Here is a 23,424-nt window from a genome sequence, read left to right as displayed (position 1 = left end):
TGATTACTTTTGTGGAAAATTTAACAATACCAAATTCTATATATGGAAACAACTGTTACTAACACAGGTACAGAAGGTAAAACTTGGGGTGGAGGTAATCAACCGCTCAAGGTGAGTTATGGTAAGATGATGATGTGGTTTTTTATCCTGTCTGATGCGCTTACATTCTCTGGGTTTCTTGCTGCTTACGGTTTTTCAAGATTTAAGTTTATCGATTCATGGCCAATAGCCGATGAAGTATTTAATCACTTTCCGTTCCTTCACGGAGTGGACGCACCAATGTATTATGTAGCATTGATGACGTTTATATTGATATTTTCTTCTGTAACTATGGTGCTAGCAGTAGACGCAGGTCATCATATGAAACAAAAGAAAGTAATTCTTTATATGTTTCTTACCATTATTGGAGGAGCAATATTCGTAGGTTCACAGGCTTGGGAGTGGAAAAACTTTATCAAAGGAGAATATGGTGCTGTAGAGACTAAAGGTGGTCAGATATTACAGTTCGTAGATGCCGAAGGACATAGAGTTGCATTGCACGATATTGCTATTATGGATGATCATAAAGAAAGAGTGCAGCACGAAAGCAAAAAAGGAATTTGGTATGACTCAGAAGGTACGTTACCGACGTATACCGTAGAAGAAGTAAGAGCAGGCTTTTCAAAAAGAAGTGATCTTTTGATAAGAACACAAATACTTACGGATAAAGGAGAAAAAACAATATTGTCCAGAGAAGAATCCTTAAGAAAGTTGAATACAGATGCTGTTGGTATTGTGGAAGGAGCTAACTTAGTACATAATGAATACGGAACACCGTTATTCGCAAATTTCTTCTTTTTTATTACAGGATTTCACGGATTTCACGTACTATCTGGAGTTGTAATTAATATTATCATATTTTTTAATGTGATAATAGGAACGTACGAGAGAAGAAAGAGCTATGAAATGGTAGAAAAGGTCGGTCTTTACTGGCACTTTGTAGATTTAGTTTGGGTATTTGTATTTACATTTTTCTACCTGGTTTAATAATAAAAGAATTTTAGTATAATATGGCACACGATACAGTACATCACGAATCTAATATATCACGAATCTGGAAAGTTTTTTTCATTTTATCACTTGTTACTATTGTTGAAGTGATATTTGGAATATGGAAGCCTGATTTTATGATGGCTACTTTTATTAGTATGAAATTACTGAACTGGTTCTTCATCATACTAACATTATATAAAGCATATCTTATTACTTGGGCATTTATGCACATGGAAGGTGAAACTAAAGGATTGAGAAGAGCAGTGGTATGGACAGCAATATTTCTAATTTGCTACTTAATGTTTATATTATTAACAGAAGGAGATTATATATATGAAGTGTTTAAATCTGGACACAAAAGCTGGGACTTCTAAATGTAACCTTTTTGGATAAGTTAAAAGCATAATAAAAGATAGTAAAAGACGGTTGTTTTCAGCCGTCTTTTTTATTTTTGTACATGAAGTAAAGTATATGATTTAATGAAAAAGTTTTTAGTTCTTGGAATACTGTTTATACTGCCTATAGTAATGTATTTGTTTTTTGCTTCAGCGGTAGATAACTTTTCTAAACTTCCTGTTTTAAAAGAATCTATAGGTAATCTCGACAGCTTCGAAAGTCTAACAGGAGAGCGTGTTACTTTAAAAGATAAGATTACAATATTAGGTTTTTTTGGAGAAGGTATTTATAATAAAAAAGGGAATGCTTTTAATCTAAATCAAAAAATTTATAAAAAAAACTACGAGTTCAGAGATTTCCAATTTGTAATGATTTTACCATATGGAAGTGAGAATGCTGCTAAAGAACTCTTAGAAGAATTGGATACTATAGAGGATGTATCAGGATGGAAATTTATTTTTGGAACTCCAGAGAGCATTCAGCGTTTTTTTAAAGGACTAAGAACTCCTTACACATTAGATCAAAGAATAGCCACTAACTATGTGTTTATAATTGATAAAGAAGGCGATTTAAGGGGGAGAGAAGAGAATTTGGAGAAAAACGAAGAAAAGATATATGGTTATGATACTAGTTCGGTAGGGGATCTTAATAATGTTATGGTAGATGATGTAAAAGTTGTTCTGGCAGAATACCGTCTAGCACTCAAAAAATATAAAGCAGACCGTAAAGAAAAATAGAAAATGAAGAAGTATTCATACGTAGGTATATCATTTGTTATATTGATTTTTGGGATTATTTTTATTCCTAAAATTGTTAATAGAGTTAAGGATACTTCTATTGTTAAAAATGATAGGATGAGTGCAGATAATCCTGTGGCTAATGAAAAGCTATCTTATATAAAGATTAATGGGAAACCTAGAAAAGTTCCCGAATTTGCATTTCTGAATCAAGATAGTTTGCTAATTACCAATCACGACTATAAGGGAAAGGTATATGTAGTTGATTTTTTCTTTACAAGTTGCCCTACTATTTGTCCTAAAATGACCAGTAATATGGTGTATTTGCAAAATAAACTTAAGAATTATGAGAATTTTGGAGTAGCTTCTTTCTCCATTAACCCAAAACGTGACTCACCACGTATACTTAAGAAATATGCGGAAAATTATGAGATTACTCATCCTGATTGGAATCTACTAACTGGAGATAGAGAAGATTTATATGAATTAGCCAATGCTGGCTTTAATATTTATGCAGCAGAAAACCCTGAAGTTCCTGGTGGTTTTGAACATAATGGATACTTCGCCTTAATTGATCAGCAAGGGTATATTAGATCTCGCTATGATGCCTCTGGAAATCCAATTATATATTATAGAGGTACGATAGGGGTTGAAGAAGGAAAAGATGAAAACGGAGAAGAAGAGCAAATCACAATCTTATTAGAGGATATCAAAAAATTATTAAAAGAAAATGAGTAAGGATACTACCGATATAGAAAGTAAATATAGCAAGTGGATCGTTATATTGTCTATAGGAATACCTTTGGCAGTAGCTGTTTTATTTGGTGTAAACCTCCGTAAATTAGGTTTTGATGTAGAACCACTTACTTTTCTGCCACCAATTTATGCTAGTATTAATGGATTAACAGCGGTTATACTTCTTGCAGCGTTTTGGGCAATTAAGAACAAGAAGATTAAGTTACATGAAAATTTAATGAAGTCTGCGATTACATGTTCAGTGTTATTTTTAGTGATGTATGTAGCATATCATATGACAAGCGATTCTACTAAATTTGGAGGAGAAGGAACTGTCCGTTATATATACTACTTTATATTGATAACGCATATAATATTATCTATAGTTGTTATACCTTTTGTCTTGGTAACTTATGTTAGAGCATTATCAAAAAGATTTGATAAGCATCGTAAAATAGCTAAAATTACGTTTCCTATATGGTTATATGTGGCGATATCAGGTGTTGTTGTATATGTAATGATATCTCCATACTATAGTTAACGTTAGAGGTTTAATTTGTCATGCCAACTCTTATATTTAGCTTAGGGTAAACTAGAGGCTGAAATTTAAAATGGAGAAAAAAATATACTACATATCATTTTTATTATTGCTCTTTGCTATCCCAGCTAGTGCACAATGTGCTATGTGTCGAGCTGTCTTAGAAAGTGAAGAAGGTCAACAAACTGCCAGAGGTATTAATAATGGAATTGTATATTTAATGATCGTTCCATATGTTCTTATTGGTGTTGTAGGATACGTTATGTATAAAAAGAAAAAGGAAACTTCAGAAAGCAAGTAACACATAGCTTTCCTTCGAGAGTAAATTTTTAACATTTTCATAACATTATAAAGTGTAACGAAATTGGCGTAGTACAAGTCTTATGATATAAGACGAAACTAACCAATCCATATTACTTCTAGATGGGAAACTAGAAAATCAATCTACTAGAATTTATTATTATTTAAAGTCAGTGAGTCTTAGTTAAAAGAAAACAGATGTAATTTTATATCTGATAAATCTTAATCTTGTATTATGATTGAAATTAAAGACTTACATAAATCTTACCAAATGGGAAGTAATTCCCTTCATGTTCTTAAAGGAATTAATTTTAGTGTTAAAGAGGGAGAACTAGTTGCGATTATGGGATCTTCAGGTTCTGGGAAATCTACATTACTTAATATTTTGGGGATGTTGGATGAGGCAGATACTGGAAGTTATTTTCTTGATGATGTTCCTATTAAAGGGTTAAATGAAACAAAGGCTGCACAGTATCGTAATAAGTTCTTAGGGTTCGTTTTTCAATCCTTTAATCTAATTAATTATAAATCCGCCTTAGAAAACGTAGCATTGCCCTTATACTATCAAAGGAAGAAAAGAAAAGAAAGAACTGAAAAAGCTATGGAATATCTCGGTAAGGTTAGCTTAGCAGAATGGGCTACACATTTACCTAGTGAACTTTCGGGAGGACAAAAGCAAAGAGTAGCAATTGCACGTGCATTAGCAGCAGATCCAAAAGTATTATTAGCAGATGAGCCAACAGGAGCTTTGGACAGCAAAACTTCTTATGAAGTAATGGATATAATACAAGGCATTAATGATGAGGGAAAAACAATATTAGTTGTAACCCACGAAGAAGATATTGCTAATATGTGTAAACGTATTGTGCATCTCAAAGACGGAGTCATTGTGGAAGATAAGCCTGTAGAACAAGTAAGAGCTTCACAATATGTTTGATAGAGATAGGTGGCAAGAAATTTTTGAGGCAATAGGTAAAAATAAATTAAGAACTTTTTTGTCAGGATTCACTGTTGCGTTAGGGATATTAATTTTTACCATTCTATTGGGATTAGGTAATGGTTTGCTCAATAGTTTCCTAAGCAGTTTTGTAGATGATGCTCAGAATGTAATTTTTATTAGAGGAGGAAGAACCTCTAAAGCGTTTAAAGGTTTTCAGGAAAATAGAAGAATTCAGTTTGAAAATGAAGATTTCGAGTTTATAAATTCTAATTACACTGGTAAAGTGGAATATGCTACACCAAGAATTTATCGCGACGGATTAGCTAAGTATAAAAAGGAATCCGGCAGCTATAGCATTAGAGCGGTGCATCCAGATCATCAGTATCTCGAAAAAACGATCATGATGAAAGGGCGATATCTTAATGAAGGTGACCTCGTAGAAAGAACTAAAAATGTAGTTATTGGAAGGCTTATAGAAAAAGATCTTTTTAAAAATGAAAATGCTCTTGGAAAAACTCTTGATGTAGATGGAATAGCCTATAAAATTGTTGGAGTATTTCAGGATAGTGGTGGCGATAATGAAGAACGAATACTCTATATGCCATATAAAACGGTTCAGTTACTTTTCGGAAATAATGAACATTTAGATCAAATCAATTTATCCTATAATATGGCGATGGATACAGAACAAGCTATTGCTTTTTCGAAGAAAATTGAAGAAGACTTTAAGAAAAAATTCAACGTATCGCCTGATGATCAAAGTGCAATAAGAGTTCGAAGTTTTGTAGAAGATATTAAAGAAACTATGGTGATTTTAGGAGGTATCTATGCGCTTATATTTGTTGTAGGAATAGGAACATTAATTTCTGGAGTGATTGGTATTGGAAATATTATGACTTTTAGTATAAAGGAAAGAACAAAAGAATTGGGTATTAGAAAAGCTCTAGGTGCATCTCCTAAATCTATAATAGCAATGGTACTTCAGGAGTCAGTTTTGATTACAGCTGTAGCTGGATATTTAGGTCTGATATTAGGGATGTTAATTTTGAAACTAATAGGTAATAACTTAGAAGAATATTTTATTCTTAACCCAAAGGTAGATACAGGTGTCATCGTAGTAGCAACAATTACGTTAGTACTTTCAGGATTGTTAGCTGGATATATTCCAGCAAGAAGAGCTGCAAAAATCAAACCGATCATTGCGCTTAGAGACGAATAAATAATAATAGTTTGACATGAAATTTATATTCGAAAGAGATACCTGGCAAGAAATATACGGAGCAATTCGTAAAAATAAAATCAGAACGATCATCACTGTTATAGGTGTAACATGGGGAGTATTTTTGTTTGTAGTTCTTTTAGGAATGGCAAAAGGTTTGGATAACAGTTTTAGAAGTCAGTTTAATGATTTTGCGACGAACACAATGTTTCTTTGGGGACAACAAACTAGTATGCCTAATAATGGCTTTAAAAGAGGCAGAGGGATGCAACTTACTTTGGATGATGTTGAAGCTCTAGAGTCACAAATAAATGACATAGAATATATTGCACCGCGTAATGTTACAGGGCAATGGGGAACACCTCCTGGTCAGTTTGTTAGAGGGTCCAAATCTGGAGCATTTAAAGTATTCGGAGATTATCCAACGATAGATAAGGTTTCAAAGAAAAAAATCTTTGATGGCGGCAGGTTTATCAATGAAGAAGATATTAAATATGAACGAAAAGTTTGTGTGATTGGGGAAGATATTTATAAACAGTTTTATGATAAAGAGGAAGAAGCTATAGGTGATTTTGTAAAAATTAATGGGATATATTTTAAGGTAATTGGTGTTTATAAACCTACACAGCAAGGATTTGAAGGAGATGATTCTATTTTCCTTCCTTTTACTACGTTCCAAACTATTTTTAATCAAGGAAGAAATATTTCCTGGATGGTTATAACGGCTAAAGCAGATAAGAATATAGTTAATACAGAGGCAAAAATAAAAACCGCACTTAAACGAATGCATGATGTGCATCCTGATGATGATCAGGCTTTCGGAAGTTTTAATTTAGGAGAAGAAGTGGCAAAAGTAAATGGATTTTTGTCTGGAATGCGATTGATAACCTATATAGTTGGTATAGCTACACTTATAGCAGGTGTGATCGCTATAGGAAATGTTTTATTAATAACTGTTAAAGAGCGCACACGAGAGATTGGAGTCAGAAGAGCATTAGGAGCAACTCCAGCAGAAGTACGAGGGCAAATAATGTTAGAGTCTATTATGCTAACTTTTATAGCAGGTCTTATAGGTTTTGTTTTTGGAACCATTGTTCTTTGGGGAATAAATAGTGCAATCGGCAATAGCGATGATGTCCCTATATTAAATCCTACAGTAGATTTCTTTGCTGTGGTAGGAGCATTACTTTCTATAGTCCTTTTAGGAACAATAATCGGTCTTATTCCTGCTCAAAAAGCAGTAAGTATAAAACCAATTGAAGCATTAAGAGAAGAATAAAATAACAATCAAAATAACCTAATCGATCAAAATGAAGAAGTTTTTTAAAATTTTATTAGTTGTAGTTTTTATAGCCTTACTTGGTTTTTCTGGTAAGTATCTTATAGATTCCAATAGTAAATCACCTATAGTATTTACTACAGAAAAAGCTTTTAAAACCTCAATAGAAGAGAAAACAGTAGCTACAGGAAAAGTGATTCCGGAAGATGAGGTAGAAATTAAACCTCAAATATCAGGAATCATCGAAAAAATATTTGTAGAAGAAGGAGAACCTATAAAGACGGGTGATTTAATTGCTAAAGTAAAGGTTGTGCCTAATGAACAGTCATTAAATAGTGCTAGAGGGCGAGTTAAAAATGCACAGATTGTATTAAATAATTCTAAAACTGAGTATGACAGAAATAAAGCCCTTTTTGAAAAAGGAGTAATATCAAGCCAGGATTTTAATGCAATTGAACTGAATTACAATAGTGCTAAGCAAGATATTTCTAATGCACAAAGTGATCTTCAAATAATACGACTTGGGTCCGCTGGAGGGTCTTCTTCAGCAAATACAAACATTAGAGCTACGGTGTCTGGAACAATTCTAGAAATACCTGTAAAAGAAGGGGATCAGGTAATAGAAAGTAATAATTTTAATGCAGGAACTTCTATCGCTACGATTGCGGACCTGAACAAAATGATTTTTGAAGGTAAAGTAGATGAAGCAGAAGTAAGTAAGTTAAAAATTGATATGCCCCTTAAAGTTAGTCTTGGTGCTATAAGAGATAAAGAATTTGATGCGAAACTTAAATTTATTGCGCCTAAAGGAAACGAAGAACAAGGAGCAGTTCAATTTAAGATTGAAGGGGAAGTGTTTTTGGATGAAGAGTATTTTGTAAGAGCAGGTTATAGTGCTAACGCTTCTATTGTGTTAGATGTTAAAGAAGATATTTTAGCAATTAAAGAAGCATTATTACAATTTGATAGAGAAACAGAGGAACCTTATGTAGAGATTAAAACAGGAGATCAGGAGTTTGAGAAAAGAGAAATAGAGATAGGTTTATCTGATGGAATTAATGTAGAAATAGTATCTGGCTTAACAGAAGATGATGAGATAAAAGTTTGGAATAAAACTGAACCAGTTAAAATAGAACCTGAAGGAAGTCAAAACTAAATAAGTGCTAAAAATTATAATACCTATTTTTGATTTAATTATAGGTGTTTTATAAAGAAATATTTTTTTTATAAATAAGTGTAACAACAACGATCAATAGTATACAAATAGGTATTGTGAAATAAACTTCTAACATTTTTTGAAAGTAATTAATGTTCTTGGCAAGTTTCCATCTGACCTTTTAAAAAATAAAGAAAAACAGATGAATTTTAAAATTTCGATAATATGTTGTGTCCTATTTGGGATGCTCACTACTCAAGCTCAAGATAAAAAGTGGACACTAACGGAGTGTGTAGAATACGCTTTGGAGAATAATATAACTATTAAGCAATCAGCTCTTAATTTAGAGGCTTCAGAGATCGATAAAAGTGATGCGATCGGAGCGTTTTTACCAAGTGTAAATGCAAATGCAGGTAATTCTTGGAGGTCAGGTTTGGCAACGGATCCTATAACCAATGTGAATAGTACACAGACATTTAGAAGTTCGAATTATGGGATTGGAGTTGGAGTTACTTTGTTTGATGGTTTAAGAAATGTAAGACGTTTACAGAGAGCAAAAATTAATAGATTATTAAATCAGTTTAATTTAGGTAAGTCTAAAGATGATATTGCACTTTTTATTGCTAATAGTTATTTGCAAGTACTGCTAAATAAAGAATCTTTAATAGTAATAGAGAAACAGCACGAAATTACTTTGGAACAACTAAAAAGAACAAAAGATTTAGTTGAAGCAGGTGTCTTACCAGAAGGAGATGTTTTTGAGATTGAAGCTACTTCTGCTGATGAATTAACGCGTATTGTACAAGCAGAAAACGCAGTATTGATTACCCGTGTTTCGCTAGCGCAAGCACTGTTGATTAAAGATTATGAAGGTTTCGATATAGCAGAACAAGAATATTTAGTTCCTACGTCTTCTATTATGAATAAATCTATCGAAGAAATAAGGTCTACAGCGCGAGAATCTAGGTATGAAGTACAAATAGCGGAACAAAATAAATTAATTGCAGAAAAGGATTTGCAAATAGCAAAAGGAGCGTATTACCCAAGTTTAAATGGTTCCTTTAACTATGGAACAAGTGAAGTAGGGAGTAATACATTTACTGGTGGCATAGATCCTGATAACCCTATATTAACAGAAGAAATTGGATTTGTAGGAAATTCTGGAGATGCTGTTTTTTCTAGTAGACCTAATATACTTTTACAAGAAGCGGGTCCTACTCCTTTTATAAAACAACTATATCAAAATGACGGTTTATCTTATGGTTTGTCACTTTCTGTTCCAATTTTTAATGGTTTCTCTACAAAGAATGCAGTAAAAAGAAGCAAAATAAATGTAAAACGTACAGCGTTTCAGCTAGAGCAAGCAGAGTTAGACTTAGATAGTAACGTATACCAGGCATATCTTGATGCAAAGGGATCTGCAGAAGCTTATGAAGCTTCCTTGGTAGCTGTAAAAGCACAAGAAAGAGCTTATGAGTATGCTAAAGATCGATATGATGTAGGAAGAACGAATGCTTTTGATTTTAGTCAATCAAAATTTAGATTAGAAAATGCGCAAAGTAATGAAGTACAAGCTAAATTTGATTATATTTTTAAAATTAAAGTGTTAGAACTTTTTTTCGGAATAAAACTAGCAGATATAAAATTATAAATAAATATCAGTGTGTTTGGGCTGTTTACCAAAAGGTTGTAATTTCAACCAATAGAATTAATTTTTTAATGTAAGTCATGAGTAGAAAAACTTTACTAATCATTTTAATCATTGTTGTCGTTTTAGTTATTGGGCTGGTCTTTGGTAAAAAGGCAGGATGGTTTGGTAAAGACGGAAACCTAAAAGAAGTAGAGATATCTAAAATAGAAAAACTAGATATTATCGAAACTGTTTCAGCTACAGGAAAGATTCAGCCCGAGGTTGAAGTTAAACTTTCTTCTGAAGTTTCTGGTGAGATAATCGATTTACCTATTAAAGAAGGGCAGCAAGTAAAGAAAGGCGATCTTTTAGTTAGAATAAACCCAGATATTATACAATCTGGATTAAACAGATCGCAGGCTTCATTAGAAAATGTAAGAGCAGGATTAAGGCAGGCAGAAGCTAGTCTAAAGGAAGCAAAACTAAACTATGATCGTAATAAAGGGTTATTTGATAAAGGCGTAATTTCTAAAGCAGAATGGGATGGATCTGTTTCAGCTTATGAGGTGGCAGAGGCATCTAAACAATCAGCTTACTATGGTGTAAAAAGTGCACAGGCTACCGTAAATGAGGCAAAAGATAATCTTAATAGAACAACAATCTATGCTCCAATGAGTGGAACAATTTCTAAGTTGTCAGTAGAATTAGGGGAGCGAGTAGTGGGGACACAGCAGATGGCTGGTACCGAAATCGTAAGGGTGGCAAACTTAAAAAACATGGAAGTTGAGGTGGATGTAAATGAGAATGATATTGTGAAGATTTCTTTGGGAGATTCTACTATTGTCGAGGTCGATGCTTATCTAAAAAAACAATTTAAAGGCTTAGTTACAGAGATTGCCAACTCTGCAGAAAGTACATTAAGTGCGGATCAAGTAACAAATTTTAAAGTAAAAGTGCGGATTCTAGAAGAGTCATATCAAGATTTGGTAAAAGATAAACCTGAGAGTTATTCGCCATTTAGGCCAGGTATGACAGCTACAGTTGATGTTATTACTAATAAAAGGGAAAACATCATTGGAGTTCCAATTAGTGCTATTGTGATTAAAAGCGATACTTCTAGTAACGTTAAAAGATCCTACACAAAGGAAAAACTTAAAGAGTCTGATGAAAAGTTTGAGTGTGTTTTTGTGAAAGATGGTGGAGCTGCTAAATTAAGAGTGATTAAAACAGGAATTCAGGATGATAGTAATATAGAAATTACTGAAGGTTTAAAAGAAGGAGAAGAAGTTATTACAGGGCCTTATAACGTAGTTACCAAAACATTAAAAACTGGTGATAAGGTGACTTTAAAAAAGGAAAAAAATACTGAAGAATAATTAAGATAATTAAGGGTATCTTTGCATAAATTTTTTAAGATGGCCTATATTCTTTGTATAGAAACTTCTACAACTAATTGCTCTGTTTCCTTAATTAAAGATAGTGAAGTAGTTGTATCTAAAGAGGATTATGATACTAAATATTCTCATGCCGAACGCTTACATCAATTTATTAATATTATCATTAATGAAGCCGGAATAACCTTTGCGGATCTAGATGCTGTTTCCGTAAGTAAAGGACCGGGTTCTTATACAGGTCTTAGAATTGGTGTTTCTGCAGCCAAGGGATTGTGTTACGGATTAAACATTCCATTAATTTCTATAGATACGTTACATTCGTTAGCCTTGCAAGTAAAGACTAAAGATGGTTTTGTGGTTCCTATGATTGATGCCAGAAGAATGGAAGTGTATTCTGCAATTTTCTCTAAGAATTATGAACAAATAAGATCTACTGAAGCAGAAATATTAACAGAGGATTCTTATGAAAACTATTTACAAAAAAGTAAAGTATATTTTATTGGAAATGGAGTTGCTAAATTTGCTGAAATTAATACACATAAAAATGCAGAATTTATTTCAGACAAATTGCCATCTGCAATTGAGATGGCTACTGTAAGTTATACTAAATTTTTGGAAAATGATTTCGAAAATGTTAGTTACTTCGAGCCCTATTACTTAAAAGACTTCGTGACGGGTTAGCATCAATATTTTTTAAAGCATTATATTTTGCAACTAATTTTATTAAATCTTCCTTTTTCTTAAGTTTTATTTTTTCTTTCTTAATGTATTCTTTTAATTCATCTTTCTTATCAGAAAATACAGCTAATAAATCATTTTTTTTAGTAGGTAAATCGATTATAATTCCATTTTCTTCTAGACAATAAACTTCTGTAGTTTTTATTTTTCCTATTTGGGCAGAACCAGTATTTGCATCGATGGGTTTAGGCTCTGTAATTTTGAGATGGTATTTTTTGTATATTCTATATTGCTCATTAAGCTCAACGAGAACATAGTATCCTTGTTTGTTGAAACCTCGTTCATTTTTGAAATTACAGTAATAGTAATAGTCATTACCGATTCTTACATGGGTTGTAGGAGTTTTGATAATCTCGTATAGCTTAGATTCTTCAGTATATTCTAATACATCATTAAAAATATTATATCGGATAGATGCTTCATATGTTCCAGTCTTTTCAGCAATTATATTAGCATTTTGATATTCTTTATTGATATACACAGAACCTGTATAGGATTCAAAGACTTTTGTTTCTTGAATTGTTTTTAATAATTCTTGTGGTAACTGAGCTAATAAAGTGGAACTTGTTAAAAACAATAGTATTTGTAGTGTACTTCTCATATCAATATCCATTTATGTTATCAATATATTAAAAATATTTCACTAAAAGTTAAAAACGTACCCAAAATACGGCGTAAGCGTAAATATATAAAATTGATTAGTAGGAGATTATGATAAATTTTCAGGAATGAACGGAAAATGGTCGAAAGTATTTAGTTCATTTTCATAAAAAAAGCCACCTGTAAGTGAGATGGCTATTATTATATTAAATAGAGCATTATGTTTAAAAGGTTTAATCTCTCCTAGATCTAGTACTTAATAAACTTCTAGATGGTCCTCCATCTGTACTTTTTAACGCATTATATCGAGATACAAGTCGTATAAGATCTTCTTCTTTACGTACTTTTATTTTTTCCTTTTTTATATAATTTTTTAATTCTTCTTCTTTGTCACTAAGAGCGGCTAAGATTTTCTTTTTGTTCATGGGTAATTCCATGATAACACCACGTTCTTCAAGAAAATAGGCTTTCTGAATTTGCACCTTGCCAGGAGTTGCAGTTCCGCTTGCAGATCCTTTTTTATCTGGCTCGGTTATTTTTACGGAATATTTTTTATATATCCTATATCGTTCTGTTAGTTCCACCAGAACATAGTAACCAGGTTTCTTTAAACCTCGTTGTGTTTTAAATTCACAATAGTAATAGTAATCACCATCTATTCTAGCATGTGATGTAGGACTTTTTATAAGTTCAAATAACTCAGAACCCTTTTTATATTGTAATGCATCCGTATAGGCATTATACCTTAATTTGGTATCAAAGGTTCCCGATTTTTCATCTATTACACTTGCATCTTTATATCGAAGATGTTTAAAAATGGAACCATCAAACTCATCAAATGTAATTATTCTATCAGTCGGTTTTAATAAAGATTGCGGAAGTTGTGCAAATAAAACAGGTGATATTGCTAAAAATAAAAATTGTAGTATTTTTCTCACGGCTTATTGATTTAGGTGAATTAAATATAATAAAACACGAGATTAAATGCAAAAATATAAGTTTTAATACGATATTTTTGCGAATTTATTACTGGATTAACTTTTTTGACTAGGTATTAACGAAAAATATTATGATTCTTTGAAAATATAACACCAATTTTTTATGGTAAAACAGTAGTTTAGGAAACGAAAACGTTATAGTTTTGTAAGAAAAATCCTTAATTGTTTATTTAACTAGTTGATTTTCTTTACTTCAAGAGTATTTGAGTAGACTGTTTGTGTCGATAATATATTCAATGTTTTATTCTGAAAAATCTTCCTGGGAGTGATCCCTTCTAAGGCTGAAATACTGCTTGCTATAATTTTATTATGTATTTAGTATTACAGAAAGATCCGTGATGAAAACTTTTTATTCTATAGGTTATTTTTTAATCTGTATAAATAGTAAACAATAAAATTAATGTAATAAGATAGAAATATATCACTTTGATAATTTCTAGTATTGTTTAAAAACATAAAAAGCATCTCAATATTATTAAGATGCTTTTTATAATGAGTAATATGTTTTTAATTTATCTCAAAAGATATTTTAAGAATAACTCTGTAAGCTGAAATTTCATTATCCTTTATCATCATTTTTTGATCAGAGACCCATGCAGATTTAATGTTTTTCACTGTTTTACTAGCTTCTTTTATTCCATTTTTTGCAGCGTCTTCCCAACTTTTTTCTGAGGTTGCTATTACTTCTATTACTTTAACAATTGCCATTTTAATAATTTTTTGGTTAATATTTTATAAAAGGTTCTCTAATATACGAGATCCTTTGGTTTTTATTAAATAATAAACACTATTATTTATATGGTTTTTTCGATATCATTAAAGATAATTCGATGAACTACCCATTTATAGCTTCCACAGAGGCTACTTTATCTTTTAACATCTCTTTTAACATGTTTTCTATACCATTCTTTAAAGTAAATGTAGAAGAAGGACACCCACTACAAGCTCCTTGCAAAATTACTTTTACTACTTTACTCTCTGGATCATAAGAGTCAAACATAATATTACCTCCATCACTGGCAACAGCAGGTTTGATATATTCCTCAATAATATTTACAATATCCTTTGATGTATCATCTAGTTTCTCGAAAGTTGCCTCAGCTTGCTTTTCTACTTGACTTTTAGATACGGTAGCGTTTTCCGAAAGTACTTCCTTGCTTTGTTCGAGGTATTCTCTCAAAAACTCTCTTATTTCTGTTGTAATATCATTCCAGTCTGCCATATCGTACTTACTGATAGAAATATAATTCTCATCAATATATACTTCTTTTACAAATGGAAAATGAAATAATTTTTCTGCAAGAGGAGCTTCTTTAGTATCATCAATACTTTTAAATTCGTGTCCAACAGTGACTAATTTTTTATTTGCCACAAATTTAAGTACCGCAGGATTTGGAGTACTTTCCGCGTAGATGGTTATAGGTGTTTTTTTAACAGATGTTGTTTCACTAATCACCTGTTGTCCACTATTTAGATATTCTTTTATTTGCTCAGCAACCTCGTCTTGAACATCAGCCCAATCTACAATATCATATTTATCAATGGCTACAAAATTTTGAGCAATAAATACTCTTTTTACAAATGGTAAATAAAATAATTGTTGAGCTAGTGGTGAATTATTAGCGTGATCTATATTTTCAAACTCATAACTAGTATGCTCAGTTAGGAAATAATTAGCCTCAAATTTTATTATACTCGGATTAGAAGTAGGTTCTATTTTTATTTCAAATTTCTTTTCCATGATATATTTTTGGCAAATTTACTAAAAAGTAATTCCAATTTAGAGTAGGGTTTATAAGATTAAGAATGTTTTAATACTAAAGCAAAAAGATATGTTCTGTTAAAAATTAATATATTTGCTTCCGGCAATAAATAATATTTTAATTTGGGAGAAGAAATATTAAAGCCCCACAATATAAGCAGGATTAAATAGTTTATATTGAAATAATTAACCTAGTTTTCCTTTTAAACATAATGCCTCTAATGAATTTGAAGAAATACTATTTGTTGTTTGCTATACTAACCTCACAATTTATTTTTTCTCAGGAAGGAATTCCAGTTTATGCAGATTATCTTTCTGATAACTTATATCTGGTTCATCCATCCATGGCCGGAGCTTCTAATGCTAATAAAATTAGACTTACGGCTAGGAAACAATGGTTTGACGTAGATAATGCACCTAATACACAATCTGCTAATGTTAATTTTAGAACAGGTGATAAAGTAGGTCTTGGTGCAATAGTTTATAAGGATGAGAATGGTCCTTTTTCTCAAACTGGAGTATTCGCTACTTTTGCATATCATTTACTGTTTTCTCGTGATAGAACCGATCTAAATATGTTGTCTTTTGGTATTAGCGGTGCGTTTATTCAATCTAATTTAGATACTACAGAGTTTGATGATCCTTTGGATCCAGATCCTGCAATACAGGGACGATTACAAAAAGATGGGTATTTTAATTTAGATGTGGGAATGTCTTATCATTACCTCGATTGGTTTGCTCATTTGACTGTAAAAAATATATTACCTACAACAAGAGGTCTTTTTGATAATTCTAATAATACAATCGTAGAACCTAATAATCAGAGAAGATATATTTTTTCATTAGGATATGTTTTTGGATTAGGAAACGGAGGACCTTGGAGTTTAGAACCATCTATGCTTTATCAGGCAACGGATCAAACTATGGAAAGTTCTATTGATGCAAACTTAAAAGCATATAGGAGTTTTGGTGAGAATGTGGTTTTATGGGGAGGATTGTCTTATCGAAGAAGTTTTGATGGAGCAGAGTTTTCTCAAACCGGTGCCGAAATTGAAAGTCAAAAATTACAATATATTACGCCGTTTCTTGGTATAAACTATAAAAAATGGATGGTAGGATATACGTATAGCTATCAATCTAATTCTGTGGTGTTAAGTAATGGAGGTTTTCATCAATTAACAGTAGGGTATGATTTCGGAAAACGTAAAGAACGTTGGGATTGTCATTGCCCAGCAGTAAATAATTAAACAATACTATTATATAATTAATATATAGAAAAAAACTAGCTGTTTAGGCTAGTCTTTTCATTAATACTCCACTTCTGTTCCCGTAAACTTCAACCGTTTATCTAATATAGGAACTAAGGAAGACAGTTCATATACATTTTTATATCCATACCCATATAAATTGATAAAGGTGGGAATATTTAATGCCAGAGTTATCTTCTTGGTTGGAAAATTTAGAGTATCTCCATCGATATTATTGTTGCAATAAATTAAGATTCTGGTTTTTTTATCCGGAATTAATTTTGCTAATTTTTCTTCAGTAAAATCAGAAAAATTTAAATGAACCGAACCTTTCAGGTGTTTTCGGTTGTAAGCAGCTTCTGATCTTGTGTCTAATAAAATGGTACCATTGTCTTGTGTATAATCAAGAAACTGATCCAAAGGTATCAACCTATTTTGCCGATACTCCATAACTTCTTCTGTGATATTAAAAAAAGAATTATAATCAACCTTAGATTTTTTTAATTCTTGTTTTTTTTGAGACAACATGGTTATAGGTGTTAAAACGATTAATAGAACGATTAGATTTGTTTTCATAGTTTTCGTGCTTATTACTCTTTCCAGCTGAAAGATTTTTTTTCTCCTTGAGTTTTTATGGCTTTAATAAGTGCAGTTTCCAGATTAGAAACATCTTTTTTACTATTGTTTTTTATATACGTTATTCGTTTCTTATTTAGCTCTTGTATCTTTTTTTGAATTTCTTTTCGTTCATTACTTTTTTCAGAAACATACTGCTTCAGTTCTGCCTTGGATTTGTTTTTAAGCTCTTCAGGGAGTTCTTCTTTTTCAACTTCCTCTAACTCGAAATCTTTATCTTCTGCTGCATCCACCAAATCCCAGCTTTTGTTTTTATAAAACCCAGAACTTTTACTTACAGTTCTGCTAACTGCATTGGCCGGACTATATGATCTAGCATTACTATCTTGTTCAGCTTGTAGACTTATTTTTTTAGAACCTTCATTTCCATAATAGATATAGGTATTGTTTAATTTTCGATTTAATTGTAGAATGATATCATCATAAGGTGTTGCTATATGAATGGTTTCCTTATTATGATCAATTGCACTATATTCTCCTTTAGTTAAATCAGCACCATCTTTCCAATTAGTTTCAATACCTTGTTTGTAGTTACCGCAAAAAATAGTATTTATGGTAATATCTTTTTCCATAGCATCAGTAGCAGCATCTTTGTAGTTTACGGGCCCTTGTGTAAAGGGCTCATTACCGGCTATAAAGATTAATTTTAGATGATCATTATTTTTTTTCCAATCTAATTGATTTATAGAAGTGTTTATTACTTTTCCACAATATTCGTTTCCGCCATTAGTAGTTAAGGCAAAAAGCTCTTTTGAAATCTCGTCGAGATCATCAGAAAAAGGTAGTACTTGTCTTATGTAACCTTCCTTTGATGGTAAATGATCATTCCCATATTCATATAAAGCAATCTGTAGTTTTATTTTATAATGGCCACATTTTGCGTAAGACAATTCATTTACAATTTCCCATAATTGTGCTTTTGCCTGGTCAATTAAACCATCCATACTATTACTAGTATCTAATAATAGTGCTACTTGAATATTTTTGGTGTCCGGATCTGTTTTTGAGGTATAAATTTGATGTGAATTTTCCGATTGAAATACTAATTTCGAACGGGAATTATTTTCTGCTTTACATGAAATAGGAATTATTAGCAAGCATAATAAACTCCATATACAAACTGTCTTCATAATTGTTACTTTTTTTAATTTAAGTTAAAACTAACAGGAACTTTTTTGAATGAAAACTAAGAATTAGGAATGCTTTGTTATGAATGAGTGAAAAGCCCTTATCAGTTAGGGAAGTAATATTTTATTATAGTAATATTCTTAAGAAAGCAGTGTATGAGTAATTTCTGATTTTATTATCCCATATAAATGGATTAAGTTTACCTTCCTTATTTAGTGTATGATGAATAAATTTTGTTTCATTTTGTTGGTTATGTGGGTGTTACCCAGTACTTTTTTTGCTCAGGATAATATGAGAAGAGCAACAGAGGCTGATGTAACGATACGAGGTACCGTAAAAGAAGATAAAACGCTTAAACCGATACGAGACGTAGAAATTCAGGTAGTAGGAGTAGGAGATAAGGTGTATCGCACTAACAATCTAGGTGATTTTAAAATACAAGCTAAGATTGGTAATAATATTATTATTAAGCATGACAGTTTTAATACAATTTATTATACGATCACAAGCAGAGAAAGAATAGATGTTAAAGTTCAGGAGAACCCATCAGTAACAAATGTTCAGAAAGATGAAAAACAAAAAAGATCCTCTGCTGCATACGGAGCTAATCTTACTGCAGCAAGAAATTCTTTGAAAATAGATGCTGCCACAAGTATTGATTATGTTACAAAAGCGCTGGAAACAATAGAGGAAAACGACACCTTTGGTGATGAGAAAAAAGCTGAACTTTTTGAAACGTTAGGAGATATCTATGCTCATTGGAAACAACCAGACCTGGCAGAAAGTAATTATGCAACCAGTCTTACTAATAAGTATAGTGATGATGTTAAAATAAAATTAGGGAATGCTCAATTACTAAGTAGGAATTATGAGGCTTCATTAATAACTTTTAATGAATTAGCGAAATCAAGACTTAATTCTTTACAGAAAGTGAAGGTGTATCAAGGACTAGGGGATAGTTATAAAGGGCAAAATGATAATGAAAATGCAGTTAATAATTACAATATAGCGTTGTCATTTGCCCAAAAGAATAAATCTGAAGATATTATTATTGAATTAAATTCTAAACTTGCTGAAATGCTTCAGATTCAAGGAAATCTGGATGACGCAGAAGAGTATTTGGGTAATTCAGTCCAGTTAGCTAGTAAAAGGAGTAAAAAATCTTCAGCACGACAAAGAGCAAAAGCAGCTGATTTTTATAATAAGAATAGTAGTTTTGATAAAGAGATACAATTACGTAAGGAAGCACTAGAAGATATTCAGGATATAGAAAAGAGAGAGGCATTTAGTCCGATAAAAAAGGATAGTATTGAATCAGAATTAAATAATAATGAAGATCGAGCAATTACTTCTCAAGTTCAGAATTATAAAATAGCGAATGCATTTGCTGCCCAATCTGAATATGATGAAGCGATTCCTTATTTAGAAGAAAGTATCAAAAAGGCCGAGTCAGAGAACGATTTGGTTGTCCAGAAGGATGCCACCAGAAAATTGGGAGAAGTATATAGAGAAAAAGGGGATCTGGAAAAAGCGTCAGAAGCTTTTAAAGAGTATGAAGTTATTATTGATAAATTGTATATTCAGAAAGAGCAAGAGATATCTCAAGCTACCAGATTTAATAGGGAATTAGCTCAAAAGGCAAATCGTATAACTACACTAGAAAAAGATAGAGAGCTTAATGAGAGTAAATATAAACTTGCTTTTGCATCTCAGGAATTAGCTGGGCAACAAAGAATAATTATTTACTCGTTGATCGGGTTGTCCGTATTTTTGTTTCTGGCTGCTTATTTAATGTATCGAAATATTAACCAGCAGCGATATGCTAATAATTTATTAGCATTAAAGTCATTGCGTTCTCAGATGAATCCACATTTTATTTTTAATGCTTTAAACTCGGTAAATACATTCATTGCGACCAGTGATGAAAGAGCAGCAAATAAATATTTGACTGACTTTTCATTGTTGATGCGATCTGTTTTAGAAAATAGCGAAGAAGATTTTATTCCATTAGAAAAAGAAATAGAATTATTAGAATTGTACGTGCAATTAGAACATTTCAGATTTCAGGATAAATTTGATTATAATATAGAAGTAGATCCCGAAATTGATATTAAACAATATATGATTCCGCCAATGTTGCTTCAGCCATATGTGGAGAATGCTGTTTGGCATGGATTACGTTACAGACCAGATAAAGGGCAATTGACGATACATTTCTCTAAAACATATGCGGATATAATTGAGATAACAATTTCCGATAATGGAATCGGAAGAGAAAAGTCTAAAGCATTAAAGACTCTAAATCAAAAGAAGCAAAAGTCGCAAGGAATGAGTAATATCAAAAAGAGGATTACTATTTTAAATACCATGTATAAGGATAAAGTAGATGTTTTTATCTCGGATCTAACGGGTGAAGAAGAAGGTACTCAGGTAAAGTTAGTACTTAAAAAGGATAAATAACATTTTGTTTTTTTGCCCTATTATATAATGTGACTTGGAAATAATTTATAAATCTGAAAAACTGTGAATTTAACAGCAATTGTAGTAGATGATGAGGCTAATAGCCGAGCAATCTTAAAAAATTATCTCAATAAATATTGTCCAACAGTTAAAGTGTTAGGAGAAGCAGCAAGTGTTCAAGAAACATTAACGCTGTTGACGTCTCATAATCCTGACATTTTGTTTCTTGATGTAGAGATGCCATATGGCAATGCTTTTGATTTACTGGAACAAGTGCCCGACCGAACGTTTGAAACCGTTTTTGTAACGGCTTACGACCATTATGCGGTAGATGCGTTAAACGCTCAAGCGACGTATTATCTATTGAAGCCTATAGCAATCGATAATCTTATAAAAGCGGTTGATCATGTGAGTCATATAAAAGAGCGTGAAAAAGAACTTCAGGATAAAGTATTGACACCAAAAGTATCTGCTGCTGCTGATGGAAAAATTACCATACCGCAACAAGACGGTTTTGAAGTATTAAGAATTTCTGAAATTTTGTATTGCCAGGCCGATGATAATTATACCAAAATATTCCTCAATCAAGGACAAAAACTGGTTAGTAAAACCTTGAAGTATTTTGAAGATTCTTTATCAGATCAAGGATTTGTTAGAATTCATAAAAGTTTTTTAGTTAATGTAAGTACTATTGTACGATATAAGAAAGGTAAAGGAGGTAGCGTTCAGTTATCATCAGGAAAAGAACTTATGGTTTCCTCGTCTAAAAAAGGAGCTTTATTAGATTATTTCAAATAAGGAAGAATAAACCAAGCTAACATTAGTTTCTAAGTGTAAGAAAATTTACATCAATCATAGTGATTATCAATATAAAGTCATATTGAAGAAAAGTAAATTTTTCAATCAAAAGCCTAATTTCGAAATAATTTTTCATGGTTTTCACTATGAGAAATTACTCTGTTTGACTGTTTATTTAAAACCAAATCCTTAGTCCCGTTAATTAGCTAAATGATTCTGTCTGTTATATGAATTCGTATAAGCAACTGTTTTTCTTCCTTTATATAAAGGAGAATCTAGAAACAATGTCTTTACTTGATTATTCCAGTCTTTGGCAATATCGAAATAACTACTGTTAACGACGGCCATTATTTTTCCGCAATCATCACATATGTGTTTTTCATATTCTAGAAAATAATGTGCAAATTCGTGAAATGCAACTACTTTTAATATTTCTTGATCTAACAGCGCTACCCAATTAATTACTATGTTCTCTACTTTATTATTTTTATCTCTTGTAAGCATTCCCAAAGTAGATCCTCGCGGAGAGACGGAGAGCGTGTCCACAATATCAATGTTTTTTAGTTTAAATAGTTTGTCATAATATTCGATATTATATTCTTTACAATACTCAAAGAATTTGTCTAAATGCGGTTTTAATCTTCCGTCTATTTGAACATTGTTTTGAGCCACAGAAAAAGTCACACAGAACAATCCAAAAAGCGTTACAATGCTTTTTTTCATAACTACAGAATTAGGGGTAAAAGGTTTATTAGTATCTTATTTATTGTAAAATACTAATAATCAAAAGATTGTAAAATAAAAGAAAAAAAGAACATAGACAATGATAAAAAATGTTAAAACTGGCTAAAGAGCTATTTTTTAACGTGTAATTATCAAAAAATAAAGTTAATTCATTACGTGGATTAAAAGGCTGATATTTTTGAAATAGAAGAGATATTACTTTTTTTTAGAATTTCTTGTAGAATGTGTAATGACCCATTAGTAAAAAAAGTATGTATTCCTTCTTGTGTGTTAGCACATAGGAGATTATTTTTGGAAAGAATCACTTTAGTTTGTTTGGCTACTGCTTCACCAGAATCTATGATGTCTACATGATTGGGAAGTATTTTTCTTAGGATAGGGATGAGATATGGGTAATGACTGCAGCCTAAAACAAGATAGTCAATATTTTTTTCAATTAATGGTTGGATGTATGACTTCAATAGGATATGCATTTCTGGAGTTTGGATTTTTCCTTCTTCTATAAGTTCTACCAATCCAGTACCAATAACTTCAATAACCTCTATTTTGTTCGCATATAGATCAGATGTTTTAGCAAACAATTCGCTGGATAATGTACCTTTTGTTGCTAAAATGCCAACCTTTTCAGTTTTTGTATTTAAAGCAGCTGGTTTTATAGCAGGCTCAATACCAATGAATGGAATATCAAATTGTTCTCTAAGTACTTTTATGGCATTTGTAGTAGCAGTGTTGCAAGCAACAACAATGATTTTAGAGTTTAGTTCAATAAGCTTTTTGGTGTTCTTAATGCTTAATGATATAATTTCATCGGTACTACGTTTACCATAAGGGGCGTATTTACTATCTGCTAGGTATATTGTGTTTTCACTTGGCATGGCCAAGGCGATTTCTTTCCATATAGAAGTGCCGCCAATACCTGAGTCAAAAATACCTATTGCTTGTTTGTTCATTTCGTGA

At 31.7% G+C, this 23,424-nt stretch carries 24 protein-coding genes; 16 read left to right on the top strand and 8 right to left on the bottom strand.

Annotated features, from left to right (window positions below):
• Window positions 1-42 precede the first annotated feature (42 nt).
• The 13 genes from Q0921_RS08965 to tsaB all read left to right on the top strand — a co-directional run bounded on the left by Q0921_RS08965 (window position 43) and on the right by tsaB (window position 12,037).
• The gene (locus tag Q0921_RS08965; protein WP_299255977.1) at window positions 43-1,026 is read left to right on the top strand and encodes a cytochrome c oxidase subunit 3; all 984 of its coding nucleotides are present in this window, start codon (window positions 43-45) and stop codon (window positions 1,024-1,026) included.
• Window positions 1,027-1,049: 23 nt separating this feature from the next.
• Window positions 1,050-1,406: a cytochrome C oxidase subunit IV family protein gene (locus Q0921_RS08960; RefSeq protein ID WP_299255976.1), complete on the top strand. Its 357-nt coding sequence runs from the start codon at window positions 1,050-1,052 to the stop codon at window positions 1,404-1,406.
• Between the two features lie 105 nt (window positions 1,407-1,511).
• The gene (locus tag Q0921_RS08955) at window positions 1,512-2,165 is read left to right on the top strand and encodes a hypothetical protein (protein WP_299255975.1); all 654 of its coding nucleotides are present in this window, start codon (window positions 1,512-1,514) and stop codon (window positions 2,163-2,165) included.
• A gap of 3 nt (window positions 2,166-2,168) precedes the next feature.
• Window positions 2,169-2,903: an SCO family protein gene (locus Q0921_RS08950; RefSeq protein WP_299255974.1), complete on the top strand. Its 735-nt coding sequence runs from the start codon at window positions 2,169-2,171 to the stop codon at window positions 2,901-2,903.
• A complete protein-coding gene (locus Q0921_RS08945) occupies window positions 2,896-3,441 on the top strand; it encodes a DUF420 domain-containing protein (RefSeq protein WP_299255973.1) in 546 nt (181 codons plus the stop codon). Before Q0921_RS08950 ends, Q0921_RS08945 begins: the two co-directional genes overlap by 8 nt.
• A gap of 70 nt (window positions 3,442-3,511) precedes the next feature.
• Window positions 3,512-3,739 (top strand): hypothetical protein, encoded by a 228-nt coding sequence (locus Q0921_RS08940; protein ID WP_299255972.1) that lies wholly within the window; start codon window positions 3,512-3,514, stop codon window positions 3,737-3,739.
• A gap of 234 nt (window positions 3,740-3,973) precedes the next feature.
• Window positions 3,974-4,675, top strand: a complete 702-nt coding sequence (locus tag Q0921_RS08935; protein WP_299255971.1) for an ABC transporter ATP-binding protein — start codon at window positions 3,974-3,976, stop codon at window positions 4,673-4,675.
• On the top strand, window positions 4,668-5,897 hold the full coding sequence (locus Q0921_RS08930) for an ABC transporter permease (RefSeq protein ID WP_299255970.1): 1,230 nt from the start codon (window positions 4,668-4,670) through the stop codon (window positions 5,895-5,897). Before Q0921_RS08935 ends, Q0921_RS08930 begins: the two co-directional genes overlap by 8 nt.
• Window positions 5,898-5,913: 16 nt before the next feature.
• Complete coding sequence (locus tag Q0921_RS08925) at window positions 5,914-7,176, top strand: ABC transporter permease (RefSeq protein WP_299255969.1); 1,263 nt, start codon at window positions 5,914-5,916, stop codon at window positions 7,174-7,176.
• 31 nt (window positions 7,177-7,207) lie between these two features.
• Window positions 7,208-8,332, top strand: a complete 1,125-nt coding sequence (locus tag Q0921_RS08920; RefSeq protein ID WP_299255968.1) for an efflux RND transporter periplasmic adaptor subunit — start codon at window positions 7,208-7,210, stop codon at window positions 8,330-8,332.
• A 202-nt stretch (window positions 8,333-8,534) separates the two neighbouring features.
• On the top strand, window positions 8,535-9,983 hold the full coding sequence (locus tag Q0921_RS08915) for a TolC family protein (protein ID WP_299255967.1): 1,449 nt from the start codon (window positions 8,535-8,537) through the stop codon (window positions 9,981-9,983).
• A 77-nt stretch (window positions 9,984-10,060) separates the two neighbouring features.
• A complete protein-coding gene (locus Q0921_RS08910) occupies window positions 10,061-11,338 on the top strand; it encodes an efflux RND transporter periplasmic adaptor subunit (RefSeq protein WP_299255966.1) in 1,278 nt (425 codons plus the stop codon).
• Between the two features lie 39 nt (window positions 11,339-11,377).
• Window positions 11,378-12,037: a tRNA (adenosine(37)-N6)-threonylcarbamoyltransferase complex dimerization subunit type 1 TsaB gene (tsaB, locus tag Q0921_RS08905; RefSeq protein WP_299255965.1), complete on the top strand. Its 660-nt coding sequence runs from the start codon at window positions 11,378-11,380 to the stop codon at window positions 12,035-12,037.
• On the opposite strand, the gene Q0921_RS08900 is transcribed toward tsaB, so the two are convergent.
• From Q0921_RS08900 to Q0921_RS08885, 4 genes are all read right to left on the bottom strand, one after another.
• Window positions 11,991-12,695 carry a hypothetical protein gene (locus Q0921_RS08900; protein WP_299255964.1) on the bottom strand — a complete coding sequence of 235 codons (705 nt, stop codon included), beginning with the start codon at window positions 12,693-12,695 and terminating at the stop codon, window positions 11,991-11,993. The two genes, tsaB and Q0921_RS08900, sit on opposite strands and share 47 nt — an antisense overlap.
• A 232-nt stretch (window positions 12,696-12,927) precedes the next feature.
• Window positions 12,928-13,632 carry a hypothetical protein gene (locus tag Q0921_RS08895; protein ID WP_299255963.1) on the bottom strand — a complete coding sequence of 235 codons (705 nt, stop codon included), beginning with the start codon at window positions 13,630-13,632 and terminating at the stop codon, window positions 12,928-12,930.
• A gap of 567 nt (window positions 13,633-14,199) precedes the next feature.
• Window positions 14,200-14,400, bottom strand: a complete 201-nt coding sequence (locus Q0921_RS08890) for a dodecin family protein (protein WP_299255962.1) — start codon at window positions 14,398-14,400, stop codon at window positions 14,200-14,202.
• Between the two features lie 127 nt (window positions 14,401-14,527).
• Window positions 14,528-15,433, bottom strand: a complete 906-nt coding sequence (locus Q0921_RS08885; protein WP_299255961.1) for a NifU family protein — start codon at window positions 15,431-15,433, stop codon at window positions 14,528-14,530.
• Window positions 15,434-15,675: 242 nt separating this feature from the next.
• On the opposite strand from Q0921_RS08885, the gene Q0921_RS08880 reads away from it, so the two are divergent.
• On the top strand, window positions 15,676-16,701 hold the full coding sequence (locus Q0921_RS08880; RefSeq protein WP_299255960.1) for a type IX secretion system membrane protein PorP/SprF: 1,026 nt from the start codon (window positions 15,676-15,678) through the stop codon (window positions 16,699-16,701).
• A gap of 60 nt (window positions 16,702-16,761) precedes the next feature.
• Here Q0921_RS08880 and Q0921_RS08875 read toward each other — a convergent pair whose 3' ends face one another.
• Both Q0921_RS08875 and Q0921_RS08870 read right to left on the bottom strand, forming a co-directional pair.
• Complete coding sequence (locus Q0921_RS08875) at window positions 16,762-17,277, bottom strand: rhodanese-like domain-containing protein (protein WP_299255959.1); 516 nt, start codon at window positions 17,275-17,277, stop codon at window positions 16,762-16,764.
• Window positions 17,278-17,291: 14 nt separating this feature from the next.
• Complete coding sequence (locus Q0921_RS08870; protein WP_299255958.1) at window positions 17,292-18,467, bottom strand: vWA domain-containing protein; 1,176 nt, start codon at window positions 18,465-18,467, stop codon at window positions 17,292-17,294.
• 220 nt (window positions 18,468-18,687) lie between these two features.
• On the opposite strand from Q0921_RS08870, the gene Q0921_RS08865 reads away from it, so the two are divergent.
• Together Q0921_RS08865 and Q0921_RS08860 are read left to right on the top strand one after the other, a co-directional pair.
• Window positions 18,688-20,925: a histidine kinase gene (locus Q0921_RS08865; RefSeq protein ID WP_299255957.1), complete on the top strand. Its 2,238-nt coding sequence runs from the start codon at window positions 18,688-18,690 to the stop codon at window positions 20,923-20,925.
• Between the two features lie 63 nt (window positions 20,926-20,988).
• A complete protein-coding gene (locus tag Q0921_RS08860) occupies window positions 20,989-21,723 on the top strand; it encodes a LytTR family DNA-binding domain-containing protein (RefSeq protein ID WP_299255956.1) in 735 nt (244 codons plus the stop codon).
• A gap of 198 nt (window positions 21,724-21,921) precedes the next feature.
• Here Q0921_RS08860 and Q0921_RS08855 read toward each other — a convergent pair whose 3' ends face one another.
• Both Q0921_RS08855 and murI read right to left on the bottom strand, forming a co-directional pair.
• Window positions 21,922-22,446 (bottom strand): hypothetical protein, encoded by a 525-nt coding sequence (locus Q0921_RS08855; protein ID WP_299255955.1) that lies wholly within the window; start codon window positions 22,444-22,446, stop codon window positions 21,922-21,924.
• A gap of 182 nt (window positions 22,447-22,628) precedes the next feature.
• Window positions 22,629-23,417 carry a glutamate racemase gene (gene murI / locus Q0921_RS08850; protein ID WP_299255954.1) on the bottom strand — a complete coding sequence of 263 codons (789 nt, stop codon included), beginning with the start codon at window positions 23,415-23,417 and terminating at the stop codon, window positions 22,629-22,631.
• Window positions 23,418-23,424: the final 7 nt, after the last annotated feature.

Origin of the sequence: uncultured Aquimarina sp. (genome assembly GCF_947496855.1) — a bacterium.
Classification (GTDB): domain Bacteria; phylum Bacteroidota; class Bacteroidia; order Flavobacteriales; family Flavobacteriaceae; genus Aquimarina.
Note: the sequence above shows the minus strand (reverse complement) of the source record. Positions and strands in the feature narration are given on the sequence as shown.